The sequence below is a fragment of the Streptomyces sp. TLI_185 genome (genome assembly GCF_003814765.1).
Taxonomy (GTDB): domain Bacteria; phylum Actinomycetota; class Actinomycetes; order Streptomycetales; family Streptomycetaceae; genus Streptomyces.
Genome location: NZ_RKRB01000001.1, coordinates 9,663,697 through 9,689,813, shown reverse-complemented (window position 1 = coordinate 9,689,813; position 26,117 = coordinate 9,663,697). Strand labels below are relative to the sequence as shown.

General features: G+C 70.5%; 27 protein-coding genes. 9 read left to right on the top strand and 18 right to left on the bottom strand.

The window, feature by feature from the left end; translation table 11 throughout:
• Positions 1–164: 164 nt before the first annotated feature.
• Entirely contained in the window at positions 165–1,400 is a 1,236-nt protein-coding gene (locus EDD92_RS44495; protein WP_123969518.1) for a hypothetical protein, read from the top strand.
• Here EDD92_RS44495 and EDD92_RS44490 read toward each other — a convergent pair.
• A complete protein-coding gene (locus EDD92_RS44490; RefSeq protein WP_123969517.1) occupies positions 1,331–1,924 on the bottom strand; it encodes a TIGR03086 family metal-binding protein in 594 nt (197 codons plus the stop codon). The two genes, EDD92_RS44495 and EDD92_RS44490, sit on opposite strands and share 70 nt — an antisense overlap.
• Before the next feature lie 112 nt (positions 1,925–2,036).
• Between EDD92_RS44490 and EDD92_RS44485 the strand changes: the two genes are divergently transcribed.
• From EDD92_RS44485 to EDD92_RS44475, 3 genes are all read left to right on the top strand, one after another.
• The gene (locus EDD92_RS44485; RefSeq protein WP_123969516.1) at positions 2,037–3,308 is read left to right on the top strand and encodes an FUSC family protein; all 1,272 of its coding nucleotides are present in this window, start codon (positions 2,037–2,039) and stop codon (positions 3,306–3,308) included.
• Positions 3,309–3,363: 55 nt separating this feature from the next.
• Complete coding sequence (locus EDD92_RS44480; protein WP_123969515.1) at positions 3,364–4,413, top strand: hypothetical protein; 1,050 nt, start codon at positions 3,364–3,366, stop codon at positions 4,411–4,413.
• A 113-nt stretch (positions 4,414–4,526) separates the two neighbouring features.
• Positions 4,527–5,768: a lactonase family protein gene (locus EDD92_RS44475; protein ID WP_123969514.1), complete on the top strand. Its 1,242-nt coding sequence runs from the start codon at positions 4,527–4,529 to the stop codon at positions 5,766–5,768.
• Here the strand turns inward: EDD92_RS44475 and EDD92_RS44470 are convergent.
• Positions 5,736–6,461 carry a DUF2470 domain-containing protein gene (locus EDD92_RS44470; protein WP_123969513.1) on the bottom strand — a complete coding sequence of 242 codons (726 nt, stop codon included), beginning with the start codon at positions 6,459–6,461 and terminating at the stop codon, positions 5,736–5,738. The two genes, EDD92_RS44475 and EDD92_RS44470, sit on opposite strands and share 33 nt — an antisense overlap.
• Positions 6,462–6,545: 84 nt before the next feature.
• On the bottom strand, positions 6,546–7,154 hold the full coding sequence (locus tag EDD92_RS44465; RefSeq protein WP_123969512.1) for a TetR/AcrR family transcriptional regulator: 609 nt from the start codon (positions 7,152–7,154) through the stop codon (positions 6,546–6,548).
• A gap of 130 nt (positions 7,155–7,284) precedes the next feature.
• Here EDD92_RS44465 and EDD92_RS44460 point away from each other — a divergent pair, with 130 nt between their 5' ends.
• A complete protein-coding gene (locus tag EDD92_RS44460) occupies positions 7,285–8,829 on the top strand; it encodes a cytochrome P450 (RefSeq protein WP_123969511.1) in 1,545 nt (514 codons plus the stop codon).
• Here the strand turns inward: EDD92_RS44460 and EDD92_RS44455 are convergent.
• A complete protein-coding gene (locus EDD92_RS44455; protein WP_123969510.1) occupies positions 8,791–9,627 on the bottom strand; it encodes a pentapeptide repeat-containing protein in 837 nt (278 codons plus the stop codon). The genes EDD92_RS44460 and EDD92_RS44455 overlap by 39 nt on opposite strands.
• A 60-nt stretch (positions 9,628–9,687) precedes the next feature.
• Here EDD92_RS44455 and EDD92_RS44450 point away from each other — a divergent pair, with 60 nt between their 5' ends.
• Positions 9,688–10,116: a pyridoxamine 5'-phosphate oxidase family protein gene (locus EDD92_RS44450; RefSeq protein ID WP_099933376.1), complete on the top strand. Its 429-nt coding sequence runs from the start codon at positions 9,688–9,690 to the stop codon at positions 10,114–10,116.
• A 38-nt stretch (positions 10,117–10,154) separates the two neighbouring features.
• On the opposite strand, the gene EDD92_RS44445 is transcribed toward EDD92_RS44450, so the two are convergent.
• Positions 10,155–10,955: a phosphotransferase enzyme family protein gene (locus EDD92_RS44445; protein WP_123969509.1), complete on the bottom strand. Its 801-nt coding sequence runs from the start codon at positions 10,953–10,955 to the stop codon at positions 10,155–10,157.
• Positions 10,956–11,004: 49 nt separating this feature from the next.
• Here EDD92_RS44445 and EDD92_RS44440 point away from each other — a divergent pair, with 49 nt between their 5' ends.
• Positions 11,005–11,682 (top strand): Clp protease N-terminal domain-containing protein, encoded by a 678-nt coding sequence (locus EDD92_RS44440; protein WP_260327184.1) that lies wholly within the window; start codon positions 11,005–11,007, stop codon positions 11,680–11,682.
• On the opposite strand, the gene EDD92_RS44435 is transcribed toward EDD92_RS44440, so the two are convergent.
• On the bottom strand, positions 11,677–12,249 hold the full coding sequence (locus tag EDD92_RS44435) for a GIY-YIG nuclease family protein (RefSeq protein WP_260327183.1): 573 nt from the start codon (positions 12,247–12,249) through the stop codon (positions 11,677–11,679). The genes EDD92_RS44440 and EDD92_RS44435 overlap by 6 nt on opposite strands.
• Before the next feature lie 231 nt (positions 12,250–12,480).
• Between EDD92_RS44435 and EDD92_RS44430 the strand changes: the two genes are divergently transcribed.
• Entirely contained in the window at positions 12,481–12,681 is a 201-nt protein-coding gene (locus EDD92_RS44430) for a DUF5999 family protein (protein ID WP_123969508.1), read from the top strand.
• Between the two features lie 3 nt (positions 12,682–12,684).
• Here the strand turns inward: EDD92_RS44430 and sigJ are convergent, their stop codons facing one another.
• From sigJ to EDD92_RS44380, 10 genes are all read right to left on the bottom strand, one after another.
• Entirely contained in the window at positions 12,685–13,575 is an 891-nt protein-coding gene (gene sigJ, locus EDD92_RS44425; protein ID WP_123969507.1) for an RNA polymerase sigma factor SigJ, read from the bottom strand.
• A 27-nt stretch (positions 13,576–13,602) separates the two neighbouring features.
• On the bottom strand, positions 13,603–14,346 hold the full coding sequence (locus EDD92_RS44420) for a PIG-L deacetylase family protein (RefSeq protein WP_123969506.1): 744 nt from the start codon (positions 14,344–14,346) through the stop codon (positions 13,603–13,605).
• Between the two features lie 44 nt (positions 14,347–14,390).
• Entirely contained in the window at positions 14,391–15,692 is a 1,302-nt protein-coding gene (locus tag EDD92_RS44415; protein WP_123969505.1) for an alpha/beta fold hydrolase, read from the bottom strand.
• Positions 15,693–15,792: 100 nt separating this feature from the next.
• Positions 15,793–16,818, bottom strand: a complete 1,026-nt coding sequence (locus EDD92_RS44410; RefSeq protein WP_030937505.1) for a LacI family DNA-binding transcriptional regulator — start codon at positions 16,816–16,818, stop codon at positions 15,793–15,795.
• Positions 16,819–16,897: 79 nt separating this feature from the next.
• Positions 16,898–18,322, bottom strand: a complete 1,425-nt coding sequence (locus EDD92_RS44405) for a BNR repeat-containing protein (RefSeq protein ID WP_123969504.1) — start codon at positions 18,320–18,322, stop codon at positions 16,898–16,900.
• Between the two features lie 55 nt (positions 18,323–18,377).
• Positions 18,378–18,698, bottom strand: coding sequence for an L-rhamnose mutarotase (locus tag EDD92_RS44400; protein WP_123969503.1), 321 nt, complete (start codon positions 18,696–18,698; stop codon positions 18,378–18,380).
• A 31-nt stretch (positions 18,699–18,729) separates the two neighbouring features.
• Complete coding sequence (gene rhaS / locus EDD92_RS44395; protein WP_123969502.1) at positions 18,730–19,809, bottom strand: rhamnose ABC transporter substrate-binding protein; 1,080 nt, start codon at positions 19,807–19,809, stop codon at positions 18,730–18,732.
• Positions 19,810–19,932: 123 nt separating this feature from the next.
• The gene (locus EDD92_RS44390) at positions 19,933–20,907 is read right to left on the bottom strand and encodes an ABC transporter permease (protein ID WP_123969501.1); all 975 of its coding nucleotides are present in this window, start codon (positions 20,905–20,907) and stop codon (positions 19,933–19,935) included.
• Complete coding sequence (locus tag EDD92_RS44385; RefSeq protein WP_123969500.1) at positions 20,900–21,940, bottom strand: ABC transporter permease; 1,041 nt, start codon at positions 21,938–21,940, stop codon at positions 20,900–20,902. The genes EDD92_RS44390 and EDD92_RS44385 overlap by 8 nt, the downstream gene beginning before the upstream one ends.
• Positions 21,937–23,454 (bottom strand): sugar ABC transporter ATP-binding protein, encoded by a 1,518-nt coding sequence (locus EDD92_RS44380; protein ID WP_123969499.1) that lies wholly within the window; start codon positions 23,452–23,454, stop codon positions 21,937–21,939. Before EDD92_RS44380 ends, EDD92_RS44385 begins: the two co-directional genes overlap by 4 nt.
• Positions 23,455–23,725: 271 nt before the next feature.
• On the opposite strand from EDD92_RS44380, the gene rhaI reads away from it, so the two are divergent.
• A complete protein-coding gene (gene rhaI, locus EDD92_RS44375) occupies positions 23,726–24,886 on the top strand; it encodes an L-rhamnose isomerase (RefSeq protein ID WP_123969498.1) in 1,161 nt (386 codons plus the stop codon).
• A gap of 49 nt (positions 24,887–24,935) precedes the next feature.
• Here the strand turns inward: rhaI and EDD92_RS44370 are convergent, their stop codons facing one another.
• Both EDD92_RS44370 and EDD92_RS44365 read right to left on the bottom strand, forming a co-directional pair.
• Positions 24,936–25,226 (bottom strand): hypothetical protein, encoded by a 291-nt coding sequence (locus EDD92_RS44370; protein WP_123969497.1) that lies wholly within the window; start codon positions 25,224–25,226, stop codon positions 24,936–24,938.
• Positions 25,223–26,086 (bottom strand): LysR family transcriptional regulator, encoded by an 864-nt coding sequence (locus EDD92_RS44365; protein WP_123969496.1) that lies wholly within the window; start codon positions 26,084–26,086, stop codon positions 25,223–25,225. The genes EDD92_RS44370 and EDD92_RS44365 overlap by 4 nt, the downstream gene beginning before the upstream one ends.
• Positions 26,087–26,117 lie beyond the last annotated feature (31 nt).

The following is a 26,117-nucleotide window of genomic DNA, read 5'->3' as shown; positions in this document are numbered from 1 at the left end:
CCGACGCCGGGGGCGCCGATCGTCCAGTCGTGATCCAAGGCCTGCCTGGCGGGCAGCTGGTGGACCATCCGGCGGCCTTCCGTCCCTGGGTGCGGACAACCACGGGGTGAGGACGGGGGTTTCCCTCATGGATCGCGGGAGGACCCGGCAGCGACCATGCCGTTATGACGACTCGGAGGCACGGCAGGCCCTTTCGTACGGCGACGGCCGGCGTCGACCTGAGACTGTTCCTGCTGACGGGCGTCGCCACCGTGCTGCTGACCAGGTGGTTGCTGGCCCGCACCGGCTATCCGAAACTCGGCGGCCACGGCACCGGTCTGCACATCGCACACATGCTGTGGGGCGGGCTGCTGATGGCCGCCGGGCTCGTCGTGCTGCTGGTGTTCCTGGGCCGCCGGGTCCGGCTGTGGGGCTCGGTGACGGGCGGGGTGGGGTTCGGGCTGTTCATCGACGAGATCGGCAAGGTGGTCAGCGACGGCGGCGGCTATCTGTACCGGCCGGCTGCCGGGCTGATCTATCTGGCCTTCGCCGGGCTGGTGGTGCTCAGCCGGTGGCTGGTGCCGCGCGGCGGCCCGCCGGGGGCGCGGGCGCAGACGGCGCGCGCCGCCGACGTCGCCCTCTGCGGTGTCGTATCGGGGCTGACCGAGGGGCAACGCCGGTCTGCGCTGCGGGCGTTGGAGGGCTCGACGCGGCCCGTTGACCTGGCGCTGGTGCGGTTGCTGGAGTGCGTGGAGACGGCGCCGGAGCAGTCTGGGGTGCGCGTGCCGGATGCGGTGCGGGACGCCGCCGCCCGGGGCCGTCGGGCCGTCTCCACGCTGTTCGCGCACCGCGCGACGCAGTGGGTGACGCTCGGATGGACCGTGCTGCAGGGCGCCGTGCTGTTGGTCGGCGTCGGCTGGGACCTGGCGGCAGGGCGGCTGCGGCACGAGCCGGAGTGGGGTGCGGTGACGGGGCTCGTCGTCTGCTCGGCGGTGATGCTGGGACTGGCCGTGGCCGGGGTGGTGCGGCTGCGCCGCGACCGGGTGCAAGGCCTCGCCCTGCTGCGGGCCTCGCTCCTGGTGGATCTGCTGGCCGGACAGGTCTTCGACTTCGTCGTCAACCAGTTCTCGGCGGTGACGAACTGGCTGATCGGGCTGGGTCTGCTGACCGTCGTCTCAGGTGCGCTGCGCCGTGAACGCCGCAGCCCGTGTCCCGTCGCCGGCCGGATCCGCGCGCCGCGCCCTGGGAGCGACCGCTCGAACAGAGCGGAGAGCTGGGGGAACGTGTGCTCGCAAGGTGCGAGCGTGCGTGCCGGGCGTCGCGCGCCCGGCACGGGATGTGACGCGGGCGCTCAGTGCGCCGCAGGCGACCAGTGCGGGTCGCGGCCCAGGAAGGCGAGCAGCGCCTCGGCACTGTCGTAGTCCGGCGCGAGCTCCCGCGCGGGCGCGAACACCTGATACGCGTCCCGGAGACGATCGACGAGCCGGTCTGCCGCCGGCCGGATTCCCTCGGCGAGTTCGCCGGTCAGCGGCCGGTCCTGGCCCGTGGCGACCGCGATGTCCCAGGCGTGCACGGCCGCGTCCATGGCCGCTGCCGCCGCGGCGAGCGGCACGGGCATGGGGCCCAGCGGAGTCGGCGCCTGTTCGGCGTCGGCAGGCAAGCCCGCGTACGCGTCCGCCACCGCGCGCAGCACCTTGTCGAGTTCCGCCGCCGGATCTCCGTCGAGGGCGTCGGCCGGCTGGAACGGGTCCGAGTCCGGGCGGCCGCCGGTGATCGCGAGCCCGTAGGCCTGCTGGTCGATCCGCGCGTGGTTGAGGACCTGCCGTACCGTCCACTCGGTGCACGGCGTCGGTGCTCCCCACGTCGACTCCGGCACTCCGGCGACCACCTCGGCGAGATAAGCGTGCGCCCGCGTGAGAACCTCGAGGCCCTGGGTGTGCTCCATGATTGTTCCCCTCCTGTCACCCTTCGACCGACATGAACAATCTAGGCTGCCTTGCGGACAGTTACGGTCCTAATGACACGGTCCTCAAGGACAGGAAGGGCACGGCCCGAGGATGCGAGATGTACGTGAGTGGACGGCGTCTCTCGTGCGCTTTGTGAAACGCCGCCGGGACCCGATGGTCGTGCAGACCCTGCGGGCGGCTGCCGCGGCGACGATCGCGTACGTCGTCGCACTGCGCCTCAGCCCCGAGCCGGCACCGCTCACCGCTCCGCTGACCGCGCTGCTGGTCGTCCAGGTCACCCTGTACGCCACCCTCACCAACGGCATCCGCCGGGTGAACTCGGTCGTGGCCGGCGTCCTCGTCGCCATCGCCTTCAGTCTTCTGGTGGGCCTGACCTGGTGGAGTCTGGCCCTGCTGATCATTGCCTCGCTGGCGGTGGGACGGCTGGTGCGGGTCGAGGAGTACGTGCCCGAGGTGGCGATCAGCGCGATGCTGGTGCTCGGGGTGACGACCCATGGGGACACGGCCTGGGCCCGGGTGGTGGAGACGCTGATCGGCGCGGTCGTCGGGTTCGGCTGCAATCTGCTGCTGGCGCCACCCGTGTGGGTGGACGAGGCCGGCGAGTCGATCGAGGGGCTGGCCCGCCGGGTGCGGCAGCTGATGCTGCGCATGGGCGAGGAGGCCGCCGGCCGCACGCCCGTCGAGCGGGCCACGGAGCGGCTGCACGAGGCACGCCGGCTCGATCACGACATCGTCGAGGTCGACGCGGCCCTCAGGCAGGCCGAGGACAGTCTGCGGCTCAATCCCCGCGTGCGGGAGGGCCTGCTGCACCGGGTGGTGCTGCGCACGGGGCTGGACACGCTGGAGATCTGCACGGTGGTGCTGCGGGTGCTGGCCCGCACCTTCACCGACCTCGCCAAGGAACGCGATCCCGAGCCGCTGTTCGCGCCCGAGACGGGGGCCGCCGTGGAGCGGCTGCTGTCGGAGATCGCCGACGCCGTGGTCAGCTTCGCGGTGCTGGTCACCAGCCACGTCAGTGAGAGCGCCGAGTCGGCGGAATCCCGGCTGGCCGCGGAGCTGCGGCAGGCCGCAGCCACCCGCGACAAGCTCGCCCAGCTGCTGCTGGAGGAGGTCCAGCGCGACGCCCGCAGCTGGCAGCTGTACGGCGCCGTGCTGACCGAGGTCAACCGCATCCTCGACGAGATGGACACCGAGCACCGCTCCCGGCGCCTCTTCGAGGAGCTGGACCGCACGTCCCGCGAACAGGGCGAGCGCATGCCGCGGCTGACCAGGCTGCGGGAGAGCCTGCGCGATTCCGAGCGGCTGCGGGTTCCGGAGGTGCTGCGCAGGAACCAGGACGGCGCCGGGCGTCGTTCTAGGTGACGCAGTCACCGGAGCGGGGTGCGCGTCCGGGGCCGGAAAGCAAGGGGGCGGGCGGATGACGGACACGAGCGTGCGGATCGATGGGAACACGCTGCGGTTGCCGGGCGGTGTGGCGGTGCGGTTCGTGCGCACCCTGCGGCTGCCGGAGACGGGCACTCATCCGCTGCCGCCGGGGCTGGGCGAGTTCCCGGTGCGGCAGGTCGCGGACTTCCCCGACACGGTGCCCGAGCAGTGGCGCGCCCGGGGCGGTGTGATGCTGCCGGTGTATCTGCGCGAGGCGATGTGGCTGAGCTTCGGGGGGACCACGGAGCCCGCCGCCCTGCAGGTCGGAGTCGGCAAGGTGTGCGCGGTCTCGGGCAAGCCGTGGAGCGACCGGCTGTCCCGGAAACCGCAGAACTATCTCGTGCTGCCCCGCCAGCCCTGGCTGGACGGCATCAACTCAGGGAAGGGCACGGTCCGCCAGTTCGTGGCAGTTCCGCTGGGCCTGGGTGCGACCGTGGAGGGCCAGGTCACGGGCGAGGAGACCTGGGGCGGCGTACAGCTGCAGTCCTTCCCGCTCACCGAGCGGAAGCTGGCCGAGTGGCGCGAGGAGGAGCGGCGCCGCTCCGACCTGCGGCGGACAAGCATGGCGGCCGGGGGCTACGGTGCGGCGCTGCCCATGGCGGCTGCCGCGCCGGGCGGCCCGGTGCCGGTGGCGGCTCCGGCGGGCCGTGCGCGTCCCGCCGCGGCCATGGGGCTCGGCGTCGGCGGTTCGATGCGGCAGGAGGTCTACCGGGACGACCGGCCGCTCGAGGACTGGGCGGAGCAGCCCGCCGGGCGGGTGTTCGTGCACCTGGTGACGCCTCCGGAGTGGCGCCGCATCACCGGCGAGGCTCCCCCGCCGTCGCCCGTGAACCGTGCGGAGTACACCAAGGCCGGACTGCCCTGGTACGAGTACTACGACCAGGATGCGGGGGATCTCACACCCACGGACACGCTGGAGGGCGTGAAACCGGTCGGCGACTGGCTCGGCGACGACCACGAGCCCTGGCAGGATCCGGCGCCGCAGCAGGTCAATCCGCTGAAGGACGCGCCGGGCAAGCCGGTCGAGGACGGCGACTGGTAAGCCCGCGGATATTGCACCCTGCGCAACGGCTGTTGCCGTTCTTGCGCGCACCCGCAAGAGCGGGTCATGGTGGCTTGTCACGATCGAGGCGAGCGACCACCTGAGGTGTGGACATGGGCAGTGGGACAGGAGCGGCGGGCGGCGGCTGGAGCAGGCGCCGTCTCGTCGGCGCGCTCGCGGGAGCGGCCGCGGTGACGGCACTGCCGGCACCCGCGCCACCCAAGAACGCGGCCGCCCACACCACCGCGACGCCCGACAGTGCGGCGCCCGCCGCCGAGCAGCCTTCCGCCGAGCCCTCCGTCCCGCACCCGGCCAGGAAGCCCGCCGGCCCCCAGCCGCTCTACCTCGGCACCTACACCACCGTCGAGGGCGGCGGCACGGGCGTCGGCCTCGCCACGTACGACCCCACGTCCGGCCGTATCAGTGGAACCGGAACCCTGACGGGCATCGTCAACCCGTCGTATCTCGCGCTCCACCCGGACCGCCGCACGCTGTACACGGTGAACGAGCACGACGACGGCGCCGTGACCGCCGTACGCCTCGCCGACCGCAAGATCCTGGGTGCCCGTAGCACCGGCGGGGCGGGACCCTGCCACCTCTCCGTGCATCCGAGCGGCCGTTGGCTGCTGAGCGCCAACTACACGTCGGGCAGTGTGGCCGTGCACCCGATCGACAAGTCGGGAGCGCTGGGCGAGCGCACGGAGGTGGTCACGCACTCGGACCCGGCCCCCGGACCGGGCCAACAGGGCCCGCACGCCCACCAGTTCATCACCAGCCCCGACGGCGGCCATGTGCTCGCCGTCGACCTGGGCACGGACACCGTCTACACCTACCGCCTGGACGAGCCCCGGGGCACCCTCACCGAGGTCGGGCAGGCGCACACCCGGCCCGGTGCAGGTCCGCGCCATCTCACCTTCCACCCCGGCGGACGGCACGCCTATCTGGCCAACGAGGTCGACAACACGGTCGCGGTCTGCACGTACGAGGGCGCCACGGGACGTCTGACGGTCGGCGAGCCGCAGTCCACGGGCTCGGGCCCGGGAACCAACTACCCGGCGCAGATCCTGGTGACCGCGAACGGCTCCTACGCCTATCTCGCCAACCGCGGCGACAACAGCCTCGCGCGCTACGCCGTCGAGGCGGACGGCGCCCGGCTGCGGCTGCTCGGCACGGTGCCGGTGTCCGGTGACTTCCCGCGCCAGATCGCCTTCTCGCCGGACGGGACACTGTTGTTCGCGGCGAACCAGAAGTCCGGCACGGTCAGTGTCTTCCACGTGGACGGCAAGAGCGGTGACCTGCGGCTCGCGGGCGAGCCGTTCGCCTCACCCGTCGCCGTCTGTGCGCTGCCGCTGTAGGGCGCGCGGGCAGGAGGCGGTGCCGGCCTGCGTGAGCAGGGCGTGCATGCGTTCGGTGAGCTGTCCGACGTCGTCGGCGGGTGCATGGAAGGGCAGTCGTACGTCGCCGTGGGCTCGGCTGCGTTCGATGCGCAGCGTCAGTCCGTGCCGGTCGACGGCGACGGGCTGGACGCGGACCGCGCCGTGGAGACTGGCGTGGTCGACGAGCCGGGTGAGCCGCTCGACGGCGTCGGGGTGGCAGTCGGCGAGATGGGTGAGCAGGTGTGCCTCGGCGAGGGCGAGCGGGTCGGGTTCGGCGGCGGCGAATTCGTCGAGGTCGACGACCACCGCGCCGGACGACTGCCGCAGCACGATCCGGGTGGCCCGGAAGGCCAGGTGGCCGTCCTCGGGGAGGAAGTACCCGGCGAGCCAGAGCCGGGCGCGGATCCGGTGGCGTACCGGGACGGGCGCGACGTCGGCGAACTCCAGCACCGCATGGGGTTCTCCGCGGGGTGCGCAGATCGCGGCCGCGAGCAGGGCGCTGTCCTCGCGCACGTGCAGCAGCACCCGGCCGTTCTCGTCCACGCTGTGCGCGCCGACGAACTCCTCGCGCCCGCCGTCCGCGGTCACCGCGCAGGACCAGGCGGCCGCGAGTACCGACCGGGCCCGTTCGGCCGCGGCAGGCGCGGCCGTCCAGTTGGGGCTGTCACCCATCCCAAACCTCCTTAGGTAAGCCTTGCCTAACCTATCGAAGATCGGGGTGTACGCCAACCACGGGGTGGCCGAAGCGTGTGCGTCTCAGGGTGCGATGACGCCCAGCAGCGCCCGGGCGCACAGGTCGCGCACCTGTTCCCGGGTCAGATCCGAACCCCGCAGCCACTCCAGGCAGACGGCCGTGGTGAAGGCCAGCCAGCCGCGGACGGCCAGCTTGAGGTCGGGGCGCTGCTGTGCGACCGGGCCGAGTTCGGGGTCGGCGGCGAGCGTGGCCAGGATCTGCCGCTCCTGGGCGGCCAGTGCTCGCTGGTAGACCCGGCGGATGGCCTGGTCCCCCGCCGCGTCCGCACGGTGGAAGGCGCGGAAGCCGTGCGCGTGGGTGTGCACGTACTCCAGGAAGATGTCGAGTCCGGCGGCGAGCTGTTCGCGGGCCGGGACACCGGGCACGGCCGCCGTCATCTGCAGCATCCGCTCGCTCTGCCGCTCGACGACCGCGGCAAAGAAGTCCCGCTTGGTCGGGAAGTAGTGGTACAGCAGCCCGCGCGAGACACCGGCGATCTCGGCGACCTGCTCGATCCACACCTCGTCGTACGGGCTCTCCGAGAACAGCCGCGCCCCCACCGCCAGCAGCTGCTCCCTGCGCTCCTCGGTGCTGAGCCGGCGGCGCGTGCGCTCGCCCTGGTTTGCGGCCATGCCCGCACTTTACTTGACGTCGGTTCAACAGCGGGATCAGACTGGACCCACTATTGAACCCACGTACAACAGATGCTCCGAGCAGCTGTACGACAGCTCGACCTGCCGCTGATTCAAGGGAGAACGCGTCATGGCGGAGACGACGTCAGGGGCCGGACCGGCGACACAGGCCGCGCTTCCCAAGGGTTTCCGGGGCGCCGAACAGGGCTGGCCCGAGCTGCACCGCATTCCGCATCCCCCGCACCGGCTCCCCCTGCTCGGCGATGTGCTCGGCGCCGACCGGCGCGCGCCCGTCCAGGACTCCATGCGCTACGCACGGCAGCTCGGGCCGATCTTCCGGCGCAAGGCGTTCGGCAAGGAGTTCGTGTTCGTGTGGGGCGCCGAGCCGGCCGCCGACATGGCGGACGAGTCGCGCTTCGCCAAGCACGTCGGTCTCGGGGTCGCCAATCTGCGGCCGGTCGTCGGGGACGCGCTGTTCACGGCGTACAACCACGAGCCGAACTGGCAGCTGGCACACGACGTCCTGGCCCCGGGCTTCAGCCGGGAGGCCATGGAGGGCTACCACCCGATGATGCTGGCGGTGGCCGAGCGACTGACCGACCACTGGGACCGCGAGCTGGCGGCGGGCCGGGCGGTGGACGTGCCCGGTGACATGACCAAGCTGACGCTGGAGACGATCGCACGCACCGGGTTCGGGCACGACTTCGGTTCCTTCGAGCGGCCCCGGCTGCATCCGTTCGTGACCGCGATGGTGGGCACCCTGACATACGCCCAGCGTCTGAACACGGTGCCGTCGCCGCTGGCGCCGTTCCTGCTGCGCAGTGCCTCGCGCCGCAACGAGGCCGACATCGCGTATCTCAACCGCACCGTCGACGACCTGGTCCGGGCCCGTCGCGCGTCCGGCGAGGGCGGGGACGGGGATCTGCTGGACCGCATGCTGCAGACGGCCCACCCCGACACCGGGGAGCGGCTGTCCGCCGAGAACGTGCGCCGCCAGGTCATCACCTTCCTGGTGGCCGGCCACGAGACGACCTCGGGCGCGCTCTCCTTCGCCCTCCACTACCTCTCCCGGCACCCCGAGATCGCGGCCCGCGCCAGGGCCGAGGTGGACGCCGTCTGGGGCGATGCGGCCATGCCCGGCTACGACCAGGTGGCCAAGCTGCGGTATGTGAGGCGGGTGCTGGACGAGGCGCTGCGGCTGTGGCCGACCGCTCCGGCATTCGCCCGGGAGGCCCGCGAGGACACCGTGCTGGCCGGGGACCATCCGATGCGGCGGGGCGCCTGGGCGCTGGTCCTCACCGCGATGCTGCACCGCGACCCGGACGTGTGGGGCAGCGACGCGGAGCGGTTCGACCCGGACCGCTTCGACCCGAAGGCCGTACGGTCCCGGGCCCCGCACACCTTCAAGCCGTTCGGAACGGGAGCGCGGGCGTGCATCGGGCGGCAGTTCGCGCTGCACGAGGCCACGCTGGTGCTCGGCCTGCTGCTGCGCCGCTACGACCTGCGGCCCGACCCCGGCTACCGGCTGAAGGTGACCGAGCGGCTCACGCTGATGCCGGAGGGGCTGCGGCTGCACCTGGAGCGGCGCAGCGTCACCGCCGGGGTCTCTTCCGCGGAGGCCCTGGACGAGGATCCGTCAGGGCTGCGCTGTCCAGTGCACGGGGCGCGTGACTGAGTCCGGCAGCCGGGTGCCGGCGCTGCCGCGGGCGGCGTTGAGCTGGGGCTGGGTGAGGAAGAAGGCGCCGGTCAGGTCGGCGTCGGTGAGATCGGCGTCGCGCAGGTCGGCGCCGATCATGTCCGCGCTGCGCAGGTCGGCTCCGGTCAGGTCGGCGGCTATGAGGTAGGCCCCGCGAAGGTTCACACCGCGCAGGTCGGCGCCCTTGAGGCGGGCGCCCATCAGGTCGGCGCCGCGGCGGTCCTTCTTGCGGCCGCGGGCTCCGGTACCGGCGCGTACCAGCTCGCTGGTCTTCAGCAGGAGCACGTTCACGTCCTGCCGGTGCGCGCCCACATCCAACGCGGCCAGCTGCTCGGGGGTTTGGCGGGTGAGCTCCTCGGTTTTCTCCAGGGCGCGGCGCAGATCGGCGTGGACGGGGCGGGCCGGGGGCAGGGCAAGGGCCTCGGTGAGGTACCAGAGCAGTTCGTGCAGCTGCCGTACGACCGGGAACACGTCGAACATGCGCCGGGCGTCCGCCCGCGAGCCCGTGCGCCAGTCCTGTCCGCCGAAGGTGACCTGCGAGACCTTCTGGCCCGCGCCGAAGCAGTCGTAGACCGTGCAGCCGCTGAAGCCCTGCTGCCGCAGCCGGGCGTGGATGCCGCAGCGGTGATCCTCCCGCAGGTTCGGGCAGGGCGTGCCGGCTTGTTTGTCGATCGCGAAGTCGGTGGAGGCGGCGAACGGCAGGGCGACACAGCAGAGACCGAAGCAACGCTCGCAGTCGCCGCGCAGCTCGGCCCGGTCGGCTGTCTGATCTGGCATGACGCCAAGCCTAACCGGGCGCGCCGGACCACTGTCGGTGGCCGTACGTACAGTCGTCGTATGGCGCTTTCACGCGAAGAACGGGAAGGTTTCCTTGCTGAGCCGCACGTGGCCGCGCTGGGTGTCGCCGCCGGTGACGACCGCGGGCCGCTGGTGGTGCCGATCTGGTACGCCTACGAGCGCGGCGGACTGCCGTGGATCCTCACCGGAGCGGACTCCCGGAAGATGACCCTGATCAGGGCGGCGGGCCGCTTCAGTCTGATGGTCCAGCGCACGGAGCCGACGACCAGGTACGTCTCGGTCGAAGGACCGGTCGCCGAGGTGGCCGAGGGAAGCGGCGCGCTCCACCGTGAGATGGCCGGGCGCTATCTGTCGGGGGCGGCACTCGACGAGTTCGTGGCCTTTGCCGAGGACGAACTCGCCGATCACGTCGTGGTGCGTATGCGGCCGGAGCACTGGTTCGCCGCGGATCTGGGCACGGTCGGATGACGATCCGCGGCTGCCCCTGGTAGCCCGCAGAGCGACGGTCAGCCGGACAGCAGCGCTCGCTCCCATTGCTCCTCGCGCTCTTCGATGTATTCCGCATCCCCACGCCACGCGTCCCCGTGTCCCTCCGCCCAGAGTCTCGCCCACGGTTGATGTCCCCGGTCCGACTGGTCTCGCAGGAAGTCGTGCATGGCTCGGGTGCGGCGTCCCAGCATCGGTACGAGGGTGCGCCGTTCGGTCTCGTCGAGTCCGTAGGCGTGGGCGAAGAGGCGCAGGCGGGCGGCGGCGTCGGGGGTTCGCCAGTCGGGATGAGCGGACAGCGGCACGAAGCCGCGGATGGCGTAGGCGACGTCCCAGAGGCGAGAGCCGGGGGCGGCCGTGTCCCAGTCGATGAAGGACCACTCCTCCTCACCGCCGACCACGAGGTTCCACGGCGCCAGGTCCTGGTGAGCGATGATGTCGGCGCCCTCCGCGGGAACCAGCACCTGCCAGCGGGCGTCGGGCGGCGGCGTGAACCCCTTTACGGCGTCGTGGAAGTCCCGGACCAGCCGGGCCACGCGGACCAGCCCCGCTGTCGGCTCCACCAGGGCGAACCGGTCGGGCCAGATCACGCGGCCCGGCACGAAGGTCAGCACCTCGCGCCCCTGGTCGTCGATCCCAAGGGGGCGCGGGGCCGCATGGAAGCCGGCCTCGTGCAGGTGCGTGAGCAGAGCATGCACCGCGGGTGTCCAGGGACCTGCTGGCCGGCGCACGGTGTCGCCGATGCGGACGACGCCGTCGCTGACGTTTCCGCCCGACAGCGGCTGTTCGTCCCCGTGCGCTGATCTCTCCTCAACTCCCATGAGGCAAGTGCGCCTTGACAAATCGGTTTTGTCAAGGCGCACTTGCCTCATGACTCTTCCCGATCTGGACGGCCTCATCGCCGAAGTGGACCGCACATGCGCCAACGCCCACCGCCCCGGTGACCAGGAGCAGCCCGACTGGCTGGCCCTGCTGACCGCCGCCGCCACCATATCCGGCCAACTCCAGGCGCTGGCGGACGATTTGGTCGAGGACTACGTGGAGCACTGCCGGATGCACGGCGTGTCGTGGACGGACATCGGGTCGGCCTTGGGCGTGACCCGGCAGGCCGTGCAGCAACGTTTCCAGGCCCCGCACAAGCGCTACAGTCCCGAGACGATGACCGAGGACCTCCGGCGGGCGATGAGCCACGTCAAGGCGGCGGCTGTGCAGCACCGCAACAACTACATCGGGACCGAGCACCTGTTGTGGGGGCTGACCGCGGAGGACAACAGCGCCACCCGGCTACTGCAGGAGTCCGGCGTGTCGGCGGAGGTCGTCCACCGCTCGGTCGGCGGCCGGCTGAGCATGGGGGCCTCGCAGGCGGCCGAGCGGATCGCCTGGACGCCGTACTCGCGCAAGGCGATCGCGCTGGCCGAGGCACGCGTCGAGCAGACCGGATCGCAACTGATCGACTGCGCCGACCTGCTGGTGGGGCTGGCGCAGGTCGGGCGTGGAGTCGCCTCCCTGGTCCTCGCGGAAAACGGCTTCGGTGAGCGGCGGTCATGACCCCACCCGCCTGCTCCGTTTCGGGGCGTGGTGACGTGCGGCTTCGGTGTTCTCGATCTTCTCGGCCTTCTCGGCCTTCTCGGCCTTCTCGGCCTTCTCGATGTTCTCGATGTTCTCGACCAGCTTCGCGATCTTCGCCTGCTTCGCCTTGATTCCGCGGGCTATGAGCCTCAGGTGAGCCGACGACTCGGGCACGGTCGACTCGAACTCCGCCAACCGGCGTCGTTCGAGGGCGAGTTCGGTCCGGAGGCGCGCAGCCCGGTCCGGCGGGGCGGGCGGGATCTGGCCGTTGAAGATCACGTTGTACTTGGGGCGCTCTGTCCAGACGGCCTCGCGTTCGGCTGCCTCCGCGTCGGCCGGGTACGCGATCCGTATCCCGACGACCTGCGACGCCCACGGCTGCTCCCGCAGGTGCGTGCGCACGCGGGTGAGCGGGGCGATCGAGATGCCGACGTACAGCAGGCCTTCCAGGCCGTACAGCCGGTACAGCGCCGTGCGGCCCGCGGTGTGCAGACTGCCCTCCTCGTCGAACAGGCCACGCAGGAACTGCGAATCGACGTCGGCCATGACCCGGCCCCCTTCGGCTCGACGCGCACCGCTTGTCCATGTCCCACGCTCCCACGCGGGTGTGACAGAGACTCCGCTGCGGATCCCGCCGAAAACGACCTGTGGGAAACCGAACCTCACCGATGAGTTTCCGGCGCTGTGGGGGTCTCCTCATTCAACGGAAAACAAGCTCGGCTATCACAGATACGAGCCCACTTCAGGCGGGAGCCAGACGGATCGAGGAGAGAGATCATGTGCAGTCACCGGCCGACGTGCCCCACCTCAGACAGCCCGGACCACCACAGCGCCGTGATCGTGTCGGCCCATCCCGAACAGGGCTGGAGCCTGCTGTGCAACGGGACGATCGTGTTCGACGACACCGGTGAACTGCTGCCGGACGGGCGGGTCGTGGACCCGCACCGCACCCTCCGTCCGCTGGCCGTGGCCGCCTGACCCTCAGTCGAACGCGCCGAGGTGCAGGCGGGCGAGCCGCTGCGGGTCGGCCAGGATGTGCAGGGCCACGATCCGGCCGTCGGCGACGGTGACACCCATGACCGACAGCGGCCGGCCCTCGGGCGCGTTGACGACGCCGATCTCCCCGTTGACCAGCACCACCCGCGCGAACTGCGCGAACTGCCGGAACAGCAGTGCCTGTTCGGCCACCGGCTTCGCCCCGCGCACCAGCTTGGACGCGGCTGCGCCCCCGACCAGCGCACCGGAGTCGGCCCGCAGCACCACGTCGGGATGCAGGACCGCGACCAACGCCTCGAAGTCACCGGCGCGGGCGGCCGCCATGAAGGCGTCGACGACCTGCCGCTGTCTGCCGAGGTCGGGTTCCGAGGACGGGGTGGCGCCCTGCACGCGGCGCCGGGCCCGGCTGGCCAGCTGTCTGGTCGCCGCCGAACTGCGCTCCACGATCGGCGCGATGTCGTCGAACGGCACGGCGAACATGTCGTGCAGCACGAACGCCAGCCGCTCGGCGGGCTCCAGGGTCTCCAGGACCACCAGCAGCGCGAGCCCCACCGAGTCGGCCTGCAGCACCTCCTGCTCGGGGTCGATCTGCGACAGGGGCCTGATCACGGGATCGGGCACGAACGTCTCGTCGATGGGATCCTCGCGACGCGAGGCCCGGGAGCGCAGCATGTCGAGACAGACCCGTCCGACCACGGTGGTCAGCCAGCCGCCCAGGTTGTGAATGCCGTCCGCATCACTGCGGCTCAGCTTCAACCAGCTCTCCTGGACGGCGTCCTCCGCCTCGGCAACCGAACCGAGCATGCGATAGGCGACCGCTTTCAGGTGGCCCCGGTGCTCCTCGAACCGGTCGGCCAGTGCTTCCGTGCCGTTCATGTGCTCCCCCATATTCGTCGGCTGTGCCTATCGGCTGAAGACCTCGAACGCGACCGCCGGCCGGCCCCCGAACCGCTCCCCCGTCGCCGTGGCGTTCGCCGTCAGGAATCCGCGGACGTATGTCTCGGGGTCCTCATCGGTCAGCGCCTCGATGTAGCTGCGGTGTTCGAGCAGCGAGTGCACCGCGCGCTCCAGTCCGGCCGTGGCGTCCGCCGCGTGTGTGGGCGAGGCGGAGCCTGCGACGGCGACCCAGCGGACGCCGTTCCAGGGCTCCAGGCCCTGTTCGACGAGTTCGGGGAAGATCCACCGGTTGCCGGCGTCGCCCGCCGCATCGAGCACGGCGCGGCCGACGGCCACGTGGTCCGGGGTGTTCCACGCGATGCCGCCCCAGGTGTCCCGGTGGTTGAGGGTGATCACCAACTCGGGTCGGTGCCGGCGGATCGCGGCGGCGATGTCGCGGCGCAGGGCGGTGCCGTACTCGATCACGCCGTCCTTGTGGTCGAGGAACTCCACCTGCGTCACCCCCACCACGGCCGCGCTCGCCCGCTGCTCCCGCTCACGCAGCGGACCGCATTTCGCGGGCTCCAGTGTGTCGATGCCCGCCTCGCCGCGACTGGCCAGTACGTAGACGACCTCGCGGCCCTCGTCGGTCCAGGCGGCGACGGCCGCCGAGCACCCGTACTCGAGGTCGTCCGGGTGCGCGACGACGGCGAGGGCTCGCTGCCAGTCGGCAGGCATGGGCTGCAACTCGGTGATCTTCGGCTCGGTCATGGTCGAAGACTAGTGCGTGACGCCGACATCACTCCCGGTGATTCTCATGCCTCGTCACGCGTCAGCGCCAGCAGCCGGTCCAGCACCCGCGGCCCGCCCGCACGCACGCCGTCGTGCTCGAACTCGTCGGTCACCCAGGTCCGCAATCCGCGGATGGTGCGCGCCGTCTCGAGAGCATGGGCCGTGTCGACGTACATGTCGTCGTGGTAGACCGCCGCCGCCACCGGGACCTCGTTGGCGGCGAGGCGCACGGGGTCGTAGAGGGACGGCCAGTCGGTGCGGGCGGCCAAGAGGTCGGCGGTCTCGCGCAGGGGGCGCAGCGCCGGGTCGCAGTCGAACATCCAGGGGTGGATGGACTCGCCGGTGAACAGGAGCGGGCCATCGCCCGCGAGCGTCTTCGCGGCGTCGAACTGCGGGAACTCGGCGCGGACGCGTTCGGCGGACCAGGCGGTGGGGCGCTCGCCCTGGCCGTAGATCGCCTCGTGGACGAGGGCGTAGAGGGGGTGGCTCGCATACGACAGGAGGCCCTGGACCTCCTCCTGGAACGCGTCGGAGAGGGCCGGGCCCTGCGGGGTGCGGACGAAGGCGTGTTCCAGGAGGTAGTGCAGGCGGTGGCTGCCCTCGCTGCCGCCGAGGACGATGCCGAGGGACTGGAAGGCCTCGGCGGTGAGGCGGTAGCCGCCGGGGAGGGTGACCTCGTGGGTGAGGAGGTGGTCGGCGATGCGGCGGGCGCGCTCGACGTCCTGCGGGTAGCGGGCGTAGTGGGCGGTGACCTTGCGTTCGATGCGGGGGTAGGCGGCGCGGTAGACGTCGTCGGCGTGCGCGTCGAGGGAGGGCAGGCCGCCGGTGATCACGGCGGCGGTCAGGCCTTCGGGGGCGGTGGAGAGGTAGTTCACCGTGCAGAAGCCGCCGAAGCTCTGGCCGAGGACCGTCCAGCGGGCGCCGCCGGTGACCTGGGCGCGGATCGCCTCGCAGTCGCGGACGATCGCGTCGGCGCGAAAGTGCGCCAGGTAGTCGGCCTGTTGGGCGGGTCCGCCGCGCAGCGGGAGGGTCTGGCGGTTGGCGGGGGTGGAGTGGCCGGTGCCGCGCTGGTCGAGGAGGAGGACGCGGTACTCCTTGAGGGCGCGGCCCAGCCAGGACTGCCTGCCCACGAAGCGGTTGGCGCCGAAGCCGGGGCCGCCCTGGAGGTAGACCAGCCAGGGCAGGTTCTGCTGGGCCTTGTCGCTCGCGACGACCTCACGGGCGTAGAGCTCGATCGTCTCCCCTGCCGGGTCGTCGTGGTCGAGGGGCACGGTGAAGTGGCGGTCGGTGAGGACGACGCCGGGCTGGCGGTAGGTGGCGGTCAACGGGTCTCCAGGGACGGACGGGTTTCGGGCCGCGTCCCACTTCACCACATGTTCGTCCGGCGGCGGACCCCTGGGATCATGAAACTTACTGACCGGGCGATCAGCGGGCGGACAGGCTGGAGCGTCGTACGACGAGCTCCGGCTGGAGTACGACACGCCGGTGCTCGTGCCGCTTCGTCCCGGTCTCCGCCTCCGTCTCCTCCAACAGCAGCTCGGCGGCCAGGGCGCCCATGGTGACGGCGGGCTGGCGTACCGAGGTGAGCGGGACGGCCGCGGCGGCGGCGAACTCGATGTCGTCGTAGCCGACGATGGCGAGGTCGTCGGGGACCGTTATGCCGGCCGCGTACATGGCCTGCAGGACGCCGAGGGCGAGGAGGTCGTTGGCGCAGAAGACGGCGGTGGGGCGGTCGGCGAGGCCGAGGAGACGGGCGCCGGCGTCCCGGCCGGCCGCCACGTCGAGCCGCTCGGTGGGCAGTTCGCGCAGGCAGTCCGGTCCGAGGCCGGCCTCGGCGAGGGCGTTCAGGGCACCGGTGCGGCGGTCGCGGACCTGGTTGAGGCCGGGCGGGCCGCTGACGTAGGCGATGGTGCGGTGACCGGCGTCGACGAGGTGGCGCACGGCCAGGGCGCCGCCCGCCACGTCGTCGACGGAGACGGAGCACTCGGTGGTGCCCTCGGCGACCCGGTCGACGAGGACGAAGGGGATGTTGTGCCGGCGGAACGTCTCGATGTTCCGGCCGGTCGCGTCGGCGGGGGTGAGCAGCACGCCGCGCACCCGCTGCTCGGCGAAGAGCGAGAGGTACTCGGCCTCCTCGCCCGCGCTCTGGGCGCTGTTGCAGACCATGACACCGAGGCCGGCATCGCGCGCGGCACGCTCGGCGCCGCGCGCGACGTCCACGAAGAACGGGTTGCCCATGTCCAGGACGAGCAGCCCCATGATCCGGCTGCGGCCCGCGCGCAGCTGGCGCGCGGACTCGCTGCGGACGTAGCCGAGCCGGTCGATCGCGGACAGCACCCGGGCCCGGGTCTCCGTGGCGACCGTGTCCGGACGGTTGATCACGTTCGACACCGTGCCGACGGAGACTCCGGCGGCGCGGGCGACGTCCTTGATACCCACCGACTGGCTCATCGGGCAGGGACCTCCAGGGGGACGTTGTTCGGCCGGAAGGCCTTCACATTACCGTCATCATCCGACGCATCAGGCCCGGTCACGCGGGCAGAGCGAAGTCGACGACGTGGAGGGCCGAGGGGGTCGTACCGCTCGACTTCTCCTGGTACATGAACGACAGGACGTTGTCCGCCTTGACGCGCAGCTCGTCGATCACGACCTCGCCGAAGGCGTTCAGTTCGCTGCCGTCGTACAGCAGCGTCCAGTCCGTGTATCCGGAGGCCTTCGAGGCGCCGGCGATACGGCCGAAGGGGAAGATCGCGTAGGCGTTGTCGTACTTGTCCATGATCAGCTTGGTGCGCTGGCTGGAGTTGAGTGCGACGGGGATCTCGGTCTTCTGCCAGGTGCCGGAGGAGTTCTTGCGGACGTGGAAGGCGCGGCCGTTGGCGGTGCGGTCGGCGACGTAGTTGGCGGTGCACTGGCCGAAGCGGCCGGGAACATAGCTGATGATCGCGTGCGGGAGGCCGGAGGAGTCGGTGAACTGGCTCTCCTGGTTCATCAGCGAGTGGTCGGGGTTGAGCGAGTCGACGACCAGTCCGCCGTCGGTGACGGCCACCGTGTCGGAGCTGCCGGTCGTGCCGACGACGGTGCCCGCGTCATTGCGCCAGGTACGGCCGCGGTCGGTCGAGTAGACGTAGCCGGTGTCGTGGTTGGTGATGCCGCCGCTGTTGCACATCACGGCGGCGTTCTGCTCGCGCCAGGTGAAGAAGGAGTGCAGCCGGCCGTTGACGTCGTAGTCGATGCCGTGCAGGTACATGTTGCGGGCGGTCGACGAGCCGTGCGAGCTGGTGTAGGTGCCCGTGGAGCTGGACCACTCCCCCAGTGCCGTCCACGTCGAACCGTCGTACTCGGCAAGGGCGTTGCGGCCGTTGCCGGAGATCCCGACCCGGTAGCTGAGCTGCAGCCTGCCCTCGGGGGTCGAGACGAACTGGGGGTAGGTGAACTGGGAGGTGAGCGCGAGGCCGTCGAGCGAGGTCTGCACTGCGCCGAAGACGGACGACGTCCAGGACGTGGTCGCCGGGTTGTCGAGGAGGCCGGCGATCGACTTCACGTAGAAGTAGCCGTCGCTGTGGGAGTCCATGTTGAGGTGCAGACGGCCGTCGACCTTGGAGACGCCCATGGAGATGACGTTGTGGGAGTCGCTGGTCTTGAGGACATGGGGCAACGTGACGGTCGACCAGCTGCTCCCGCCGAGCACGCGACGGCCGACCACGGCGTTACCCGTCGAGGTGTACCAGGCGGCGTACTGGTAGCCCTTGTACGTGAACAGGCCGTTCTTCTGGAACGAGTTGTTGTTGACCAGGCCGTCGTAGGAGACGAAGAAGACGGCCGTCGCGTCGAGTCGGGTGGTGCCCTTCTTGGTGACGGAGGGGCCCGGGTCGGCGGCCCGTGCGGTTCCGGCACCGAGGACGGGGGCCGCCGCCGCGCTGAGCATGGCGCCGGCCAGCAAGGTGCGTCGTCTCATCTCAGGGGACTCCATTGTCGTACGAGAGCGGGAGGGGAGGTGTGCCGGGGAGATGTCAGGCGAGGTGGAAGACCTCGGTGAGCGGTTTCATGGCCTCGTCGGGCCGGGCGCCGTCCAGCGACTCGAAGAAGGGCGCCATCTCGGCCTGCCAGCGGGCGTTGACCTCGGTGGCCTCCATGCCGGCGATCGCGGCGTCGAAGTCCTCGGTCTCCAGGTAGCCGACGAGCAGGCCGTCGTCGCGCAGGAAGAGGGAGTAGTTGTGCCAGCCGGTGGCGGAGAGTGCCTCGATCATCTCCGGCCACACGGTGGCATGGCGTTCGCGGTACTCGGCGAGCCGGTCCTCGCGGACCTTGAGGAGGAAACAGACGCGCTGCATGAAGTACCAGCTCCCGCAGGGGTGGAAGGGCTCAGAAGTTGAACTGGTCGATGTTCTTGGCGTTGAACACGGTCGGCTTGCCGAGGGTGATCACGCCGTCCTTGCCGATGGTGTACTCGGTGGAGCCGGCCTTGAAGGTCTCGCCCTCCTTGCCTGTGATCTGACCGGAGGCCAGCGCAACGGCGGTACGGGCGGCGAGGTCGCCCAGCTTGGACGGGTCCCACAGCTCGAAGCCCTCGACGGTGCCGTTCTTGACGTACTTGCGCATGTCGTTCGGGGTGCCGAGACCGGTCAGCTTGACCTTGCCCTTGTACTTGGAGCCGGACAGGTACTGGGCGGCCGCCTTGATACCGACGGTGGTCGGGGAGATGATCCCCTTCAGGTTCGGGTACTGCTGGAGCAGGCCCTGGGTCTGCTGGAAGGACTGCTGGGCGTCGTCGTTGCCGTAGGCGACCTTGACCAGCTTGATGTTCTTGTACTTCGGGTCCGCCAGCTCCTTCTTCATGAAGTCGATCCACACGTTCTGGTTCGTCGCGGTCTGCGCGGCGGACAGGATCGCGATCTCACCCTTGTAGCCGATCTGCTGGGCCAGCAGCTGGACTTCGGTACGGCCCAGGTCCTCGGCGGAGGCCTGCGAGACGAACGCGTTGCGGCAGTCGGGCTTGGTGTCGGAGTCGTAGGTGACGACCTTGATGTTGTTCTTCATGGCCTGCTTGAGCGCGGTGCACAGGGCGCCCGGGTCCTGCGCGGACACGGCCATCGCGTTGACCTGCTGCTGGGTGAGCGTGTTGACGTAGGAGACCTGGCCGGCGGTGTCGGTGGCGCTGGAGGGGCCGACCTCCTTGTACTTGCCGCCCAGCTCGGCGAGGGCCTTCTCGCCGCCCTTGTCGGCGGAGGTGAAGTACGGGTTGTTGACCTGCTTGGGCAGGAACCCGACGGTCAGGCCCTTCTTGAGGGCGGCGTTGGGGTCGGCCTTGGCGGTGGAAGTGGCACCCGCGTCGTCGCTCTTGGAGTTGTTCTTGGTGGTGCCGCCACAGGCGGTCAGCGCCAGGGCGAGGGAGGTTCCGGCGGCGAGCGCCGCACAGGCACGGCGGAGGGATGACTTGCGCATGACGGTTTCCTTTTGACGAAGGTGAGTACGACGCGCCCTTCAGGGGCGCGGCGCTGTGTTGGACATGCGGCTACCGCCGCGTGGGCGCGACCAGCCACACACGGCCCGCAGCCTGCGAACGACCTATCCGGCTGAGCGTGCCGCCCTCGCCAGTCCGATCTGCCTCGCCACCCTGGGACCGAGAACGGAGATCACGAGCAACACGCCGGTGACGACGATCTGCGACTGCGCCGAGACATTGAGCAGGCTCATCACGTTCTGCAGCGCGCCGAGGAGGAAGACTCCCGCGATCGCGCCGCCGAGCGTGCCCTTGCCGCCGTCGAAGTCGATGCCGCCGAGCAACACCGCGGCGACGACGGAGAGTTCGAGACCGGTGGCGTTGTCGTAGCGGGCGCTGGCGTAGTGCAGCGCCCAGAAGATCCCGGTGAGCGAGGCCATCAACCCCGTCACCGTGAACAGGATCAGCTTGTGCCGCCTGACGCGGATGCCGGCGAACCGCGCGGCCTCCTCGTTCGCGCCGATCGCGAACAGGGAGCGTCCGAACGGGGTGGCGTGCAGGACGACCACCGCGAGGGCAAGCAGGGCCAGGAAGGGCAGGAAGGCCTGCGGGATGAAGGTGTTCCCGATGCGTCCGGACGCGAAGTCCAGGTACTGGGTGGGGAAGTCGGTCACCGCGTCGGAGCCGAGCACGATCTGTGCGATGCCCCGGTAGGCGGCGAGGGTGCCGATGGTGACGGCGAGGGAGGGCAGCCCGAGCCGGGTGACGAGGAGCCCGTTGACGAGCCCGCACACCACACCGAGCAGCAGGCACAGCGGGATGATCGTCTCGATGGCCATGCCGTCGTTCCACAGTTTGCCCATCACGGCGCCCGAGAGGCCGGCCGTCGAGGCGACGGACAGGTCGATCTCACCGGAGACGACGAGGAGCGTCATGGGCAGGGCGATCAGGGCGATCGGCAGGGTGTTGCCGATCAGGAACGACAGGTTCAGGGCGTTGCCGAACCCGTCGACCGTACTGAACGACAACAGCAACAGGACGACCAGGAGCGCGCCGACGACCGTGTCCCAGCGGACCGCGCGCGTCAGTGACTCAGGCATGGCGGGCGTTCCTCTTCTTCAGGGCGGAGGCCACGCGCAGCGCGACGACCCGGTCGACCGCGATGGCGAGGATGAGCAGGATGCCGTTGATGGCGAGCACCCACACGGAGCTGACGCCGAGGGCGGGCAGCACGCTGTTGATGGAGGTCAGCAGCAGGGCACCGAGCGCGGCTCCGTACACGCTCCCGGAGCCGCCGGTGAAGACGACGCCGCCGACCACGACCGCGCTGACGACGGTGAGTTCGTAGCCGTTGCCGGTCCCGGAGTCGACGTTGCCGAACCGGGCCAGATACATCGCGCCCGCGAGGCCGGCAAGGCCACCGCAGAAGGTGTACGCGGCCAGGATCCGCTTGCGGACTGGGATGCCGGCGAGCCGCGCCGCCTCCGGGTTGGAGCCGAGCGCGTACAGCTCGCGTCCGCTGCCGAAGTGCTTGAGGTAGTGGGCCGTCGCCACCAGCACCGCCAGCGCGATCAGCGCCAGCCACGGCACCGCGGAGATACCGCCGGAGCCGAAGTCCACGAAGCCGCCGGGGAGGTCGGCCGCCGTGATCTGGCGGGAGCCGACCCAGATGGAGTCGACGCCGCGGATGATGTAGAGCGTGCCGAGGGTGACGACGAGGGCGGGCACCTGGCCGAGGCTGACGAGCAGGCCGTTGAGCAGGCCGAAGCCCACGCCCAGCAGCACCGCCAGCAGGATGGCGATCAGTGGGTTGCCACCGCCGTGCAGATGGTCACCGGCGGCGAAGGCGCTGATGCCGAGGGTCGAGCCGACCGACAGGTCGACGTTCCTAGTGATCACCACCAGCGACTGGCCGGTGGCGACCAGCACCAGGATGGTCGCGTTCAGCAGCAGGTCCTTGATGCCCTGCTCGGACAGGAACTCGCTGTTGCCCGCCTGGGTGATGGCGATCATCACCAGGAAGACGAGCAGGATGGCGAGTTCGCGCATCTTGAAGACGCGGTCGACGAGCCGGGTGCCGCTGGACTTGGGCACCTCGGCGACGGGGGTTTCGTCGGTAGTGGTCACCGTCATGCGGCGGCCCTCCCGGTGGCTGCGGCCATCACGGTTTCCTCGGTGGCTTCGGCGCGTGGGATCTCGGCGGTGAGGCGGCCCTCGTGCATGACGAGCACGCGGTCGGCCATGCCGAGGATCTCGGGCAGGTCGGAGGAGATCATCAGGACGGCCACGCCGTCGGCGGCCAGCTCACCGAGCAGCCGGTGCACCTCGGCCTTGGTGCCGACGTCGATGCCGCGGGTGGGCTCGTCGACGATCAGCACCCTCGGGCCGGTGGCGAGCCACTTGGCGAGGACCACCTTCTGCTGATTGCCACCGGACAGGGTGTTGACCGTGTCGGCGATCCTGGCGTACTTGACCTGGAGCTTGACGGCCCAGTCGAGGGACCGGCTGCGCTCGGCGCCGCGGTCGACGAGGCCCGCCTTCACGGTCGTACGCAGTCCGGTGAGGCCGATGTTGCGCTCGATGGACATGTCCATCACCAGGCCCTGGGCGCGCCGGTCCTCGGGAACGAGGGCCAGCCCGGCGGCCATGGCGGTGGAGGGCGCGCCGTTGGTGAGCTTGCGTCCCTGGACCTCGACCTCGCCGGCGTCCCACCGGTCGATGCCGAAGACCGCTCGGGCGACCTCCGTACGGCCGGCGCCGACGAGGCCGGCGAGGCCGACGATCTCGCCGTGCCGCACATCGAAGGAGACGTCGGTGAAGACGCCTTCCCGGGTCAACCGTCGTACGCTCAGGGCGACTTCGCCCGGCTCGACGTCCTGCTTGGGGTACAGCTCGTCGAGGTCGCGGCCGACCATGCGCCGTACGAGGTCGTCCTCGGTCATGCCCTCGATCGGCTCACTGGAGATCCAGGCCCCGTCGCGCAGGGTGGTGACCCGCCGGCAGATCTCGAAGATCTCCTCCAGCCGGTGCGAGATGAACAGGACCGCGGCGCCCTGTTCGCGCAGGGTGCGCACGACGCCGAAGAGGCGGGCCACCTCGCTGCCGGTGAGGGCGGCGGTCGGCTCGTCCATGATCAGGACGCGGGCCTCGAAGGAAAGGGCCTTGGCGATCTCGACGATCTGCTGGTCGGCAATGGACAGGCCGCGGGCCGGGCGGTCGGGGTCGAGTTCGACGCCGAGTCGCTGCATCAGGGCCAGGGTCGCCGCGTGGGTGGCCTTGTGGTCGATACGGCCGAGGGCGCGCCGGGGCTGGCGGCCCATGAAGATGTTCTCGGCGATCGAAAGGTCGGGAAAAAGCGTGGGCTCCTGGTAGATGACAGCGATGCCGGCGTCGCGGGCGTCGCCGGGCCCGTGGAAGACGACGGGCTCACCGTCGAGCAGCACCCGGCCGGCATCGGGCCGGTGCACACCGGCAAGGGTCTTGATCAGGGTCGACTTGCCCGCGCCGTTCTCTCCGGCGAGTGCGTGCACCTCACCGGGGAACAACTCCAGGGAAACGTCCCGCAGGGCGCGCACCGCGCCGAAGGACTTCGAGATGTCCTCGAGCGCCAGCACCGGGGCCGGACCCGTGTCGGACGGGTGGGTCATTAGGGGCTCCTCGACGACGCCGACAAGGGGCTCACGACGTCGTGAAAGGTTTCAACTTGGTTGCCGGGACGTTAGGCGCGTCGGCCATGTCACGTCAATGGGTGGGCCTCGAAAAAATTTCGAGAGCCCTTCGAGAGTCAGAGGTCACGGTCAGGCCACGGGCAACAGCCTCTGCCGGAATGCTTGACACCCCTGCGGGGAGCTTTAAGCTTCCCGTCCTGAATCGATTCATCCATCTGCCGTTCCGGCCAGACGTCACAGGAGCCCTCAAGTGACCGAGCTCGCCGCGGTGAAGGCCGCGCTGAAGACCCAGGCAGTCGAGACGCCGTCGTGGGCGTACGGGAACTCGGGGACCCGTTTCAAGGTGTTCGCACAGCAAGGCGTCCCCCGCACGCCACAGGAGAAGCTGGCCGACGCGGCCCAGGTGCACGCGGTCACCGGCGTGGCGCCGACCGTGGCGCTGCACATTCCGTGGGACAAGGTGGACGACTACGGTGCCCTGGCGAAGTACGCCGAGGACCACGGCGTGAAGCTGGGGGCGATCAACTCCAACACGTTCCAGGACGACGACTACAAGCTGGGCAGCATCTGCCATCCGGATGCGGCGGTGCGGCGCAAGGCGGTCGATCACCTGCTGGGATGCGTCGACATCATGGACGCCACCGGGTCCAGCGACCTGAAGCTGTGGTTCGCCGACGGCACGAACTATCCCGGGCAGGACGACCTCCGCGCCCGGCAGGACCGGCTCGCCGAAGGACTGGCCGAGGTGTACGCCCGGCTCGGGGACGGGCAGCGGATGCTGCTGGAGTACAAGTTCTTCGAACCTGCGTTTTATGCGACCGACGTGCCGGACTGGGGCACCGCGTACACACACTGCCTCAAGCTCGGCGAGAAGGCACAGGTCGTCGTCGACACCGGGCATCACGCGCCCGGCACCAACATCGAATTCATCGTCGCCACCCTGCTACGCGAGAACAAGCTCGGCGGGTTCGACTTCAACTCACGCTTCTACGCCGACGACGACCTCATGGTAGGAGCGGCCGACCCCTTCCAGCTCTTCCGGATCATGTACGAAGTCGTGCGCGGCGGCGGATACACCGACAAAGTCGCGTTCATGCTGGACCAGTGCCACAACATCGAGGCCAAGATCCCCGCCATCATCCGCTCCGTGATGAACGTCCAGGAAGCCACCGCCAAGGCACTGCTGGTCGACCGGGACGCGCTGGGGGCAGCCCAGCGGACGGGCGACGTGCTCGAAGCCAATGCCGTGCTGATGGACGCGTACAACACGGATGTACGCCCGCTGCTGGCCGAGGTCCGCGAGGAGATGGGGCTCGACCCCAATCCCATCGCCGCCTACCGCCGCTCCGGATGGGCCGAAAAGATCGTCGAGGAACGGGTCGGCGGGCAGCAAGCCGGATGGGGAGCGTGACAGCCAGCTGCTACTCGACTGCCAGATCCGGTTGTTCGCAGGCTACTGGTCAGTCGTGGCTGGTCGCGCAGTTCCCCGCGCCCCTTACGGGGCTCGTCGCGCCCGGCGCGGCAGAGCCGCACATCAATACAGCCCCGCGCCCCTCGCGGGGCTGGGCTGGTCTCGCCCGCGCGGCGAAGCCGCACATCAATACAGCCCCGCACCCCTGCCTGGGCATCTCGCCGGTGCCTTCCAGGTCCTGGTGGAGCGCTTCGTGTCTGTGGAAGACCTCCGCGCGTTCGGCGGCGGTCATCGCTTCGGTCGCCGCGGGGTCGGCGTACATCAGGATCAGGTACTTCACGCGGCCGCCTCGACAGTGGGGACCACGGACGTCGCCGCCCGGACCAGTGCGGCGGTGGCCGTCGAGCAGGACTGCTGGGGCCAGGCGATCGACAGGGTGGCCGGTGGGGCGTCCGGGACCTCGCGGTAGGCGAGGCCCTGGCGCGGGTACCGGGTGGTGACGGATTCGGGCAGCAGGGTCACGATCTCGCCCAGTTCGACGAGGGTGAGCAGCTGGGGCAGGTCGGCGATGCCGTGGCGCTCGACGATCATGTCGAGGTAGCCGGCCAGACCGTCGAGGCGGCCGGACTCGACTCCGGGGATGGCCAGGTCGGCGAGGGCGAGATGGTCGCGGGCGGCCAGAGGGTGGGTGGCCGGGAGGGCGGCCAGGCGGCGTTCGACGGTGACCGTTTCGGTGTCCAGGCCCGTGTGGTCGAAGGGTTCGTGGATCAGGGCGGCGTCCGCGTCTCCCTGGCGCAGCAGGCGGGCCTGGTCGCCCCAGCCGGACAGGCGGATCGTGACGGGGAGGGCGGCGGGCTCGGTCGCGTACCGGGCGAGGATGGGTTCCAGCAGGCCCCCGTCGCCGTCGGCCTTGAGGGCAAGGACCAGCTTGGGTTCATGGGCGGCCGCGCGCTGCGCCCGTCGGCCGGCCGCCTGCAGGGCGTCGAGCGCGATCCGGGCCTCCCCGAGCAGGACCGTGCCGGCGGGGGTCAGCTCGACTCTGTGGGTCGTGCGCTCGAAGAGGGTGACGCCCAGGTCGGCCTCTAGTTTGCGGATGGCTCGGGAGAGGGGCGGGGCGGAGATGCCCAGCCGTTCGGCGGCGCGGGCGAAGTTGAGTTCTTCGGCCACGGCGACGAAGTAGCGCAGTGATCGGGACTCCACGATCCGGCACCTCCGTTCGGTATTACCCAGA

Coding starts and splice junctions, on each gene's coding strand:
- EDD92_RS44385 (WP_123969500.1), bottom strand. CDS start 21,940: ATGACGGTGACCACTACCGACGAAACCCCCGTCGCCGAGGTGCCCAAG.
- EDD92_RS44380 (WP_123969499.1), bottom strand. CDS start 23,454: ATGACCCACCCGTCCGACACGGGTCCGGCCCCGGTGCTGGCGCTCGAG.
- EDD92_RS44430 (WP_123969508.1), top strand. CDS start 12,481: ATGTGCAGTCACCGGCCGACGTGCCCCACCTCAGACAGCCCGGACCAC.
- EDD92_RS44495 (WP_123969518.1), top strand. CDS start 165: ATGACGACTCGGAGGCACGGCAGGCCCTTTCGTACGGCGACGGCCGGC.
- EDD92_RS44420 (WP_123969506.1), bottom strand. CDS start 14,346: ATGACCGAGCCGAAGATCACCGAGTTGCAGCCCATGCCTGCCGACTGG.
- sigJ (WP_123969507.1), bottom strand. CDS start 13,575: ATGAACGGCACGGAAGCACTGGCCGACCGGTTCGAGGAGCACCGGGGC.
- EDD92_RS44470 (WP_123969513.1), bottom strand. CDS start 6,461: ATGGGTGACAGCCCCAACTGGACGGCCGCGCCTGCCGCGGCCGAACGG.
- EDD92_RS44400 (WP_123969503.1), bottom strand. CDS start 18,698: ATGCAGCGCGTCTGTTTCCTCCTCAAGGTCCGCGAGGACCGGCTCGCC.
- EDD92_RS44435 (WP_260327183.1), bottom strand. CDS start 12,249: ATGGCCGACGTCGATTCGCAGTTCCTGCGTGGCCTGTTCGACGAGGAG.
- EDD92_RS44410 (WP_030937505.1), bottom strand. CDS start 16,818: ATGAGCCAGTCGGTGGGTATCAAGGACGTCGCCCGCGCCGCCGGAGTC.
- EDD92_RS44405 (WP_123969504.1), bottom strand. CDS start 18,322: ATGAGACGACGCACCTTGCTGGCCGGCGCCATGCTCAGCGCGGCGGCG.
- EDD92_RS44460 (WP_123969511.1), top strand. CDS start 7,285: ATGGCGGAGACGACGTCAGGGGCCGGACCGGCGACACAGGCCGCGCTT.
- EDD92_RS44465 (WP_123969512.1), bottom strand. CDS start 7,154: ATGGCCGCAAACCAGGGCGAGCGCACGCGCCGCCGGCTCAGCACCGAG.
- EDD92_RS44490 (WP_123969517.1), bottom strand. CDS start 1,924: ATGGAGCACACCCAGGGCCTCGAGGTTCTCACGCGGGCGCACGCTTAT.
- EDD92_RS44440 (WP_260327184.1), top strand. CDS start 11,005: ATGACTCTTCCCGATCTGGACGGCCTCATCGCCGAAGTGGACCGCACA.
- EDD92_RS44445 (WP_123969509.1), bottom strand. CDS start 10,955: ATGGGAGTTGAGGAGAGATCAGCGCACGGGGACGAACAGCCGCTGTCG.
- EDD92_RS44455 (WP_123969510.1), bottom strand. CDS start 9,627: ATGCCAGATCAGACAGCCGACCGGGCCGAGCTGCGCGGCGACTGCGAG.
- EDD92_RS44480 (WP_123969515.1), top strand. CDS start 3,364: ATGACGGACACGAGCGTGCGGATCGATGGGAACACGCTGCGGTTGCCG.
- EDD92_RS44450 (WP_099933376.1), top strand. CDS start 9,688: ATGGCGCTTTCACGCGAAGAACGGGAAGGTTTCCTTGCTGAGCCGCAC.
- EDD92_RS44485 (WP_123969516.1), top strand. CDS start 2,037: ATGCGAGATGTACGTGAGTGGACGGCGTCTCTCGTGCGCTTTGTGAAA.
- EDD92_RS44390 (WP_123969501.1), bottom strand. CDS start 20,907: ATGCCTGAGTCACTGACGCGCGCGGTCCGCTGGGACACGGTCGTCGGC.
- rhaS (WP_123969502.1), bottom strand. CDS start 19,809: ATGCGCAAGTCATCCCTCCGCCGTGCCTGTGCGGCGCTCGCCGCCGGA.
- EDD92_RS44475 (WP_123969514.1), top strand. CDS start 4,527: ATGGGCAGTGGGACAGGAGCGGCGGGCGGCGGCTGGAGCAGGCGCCGT.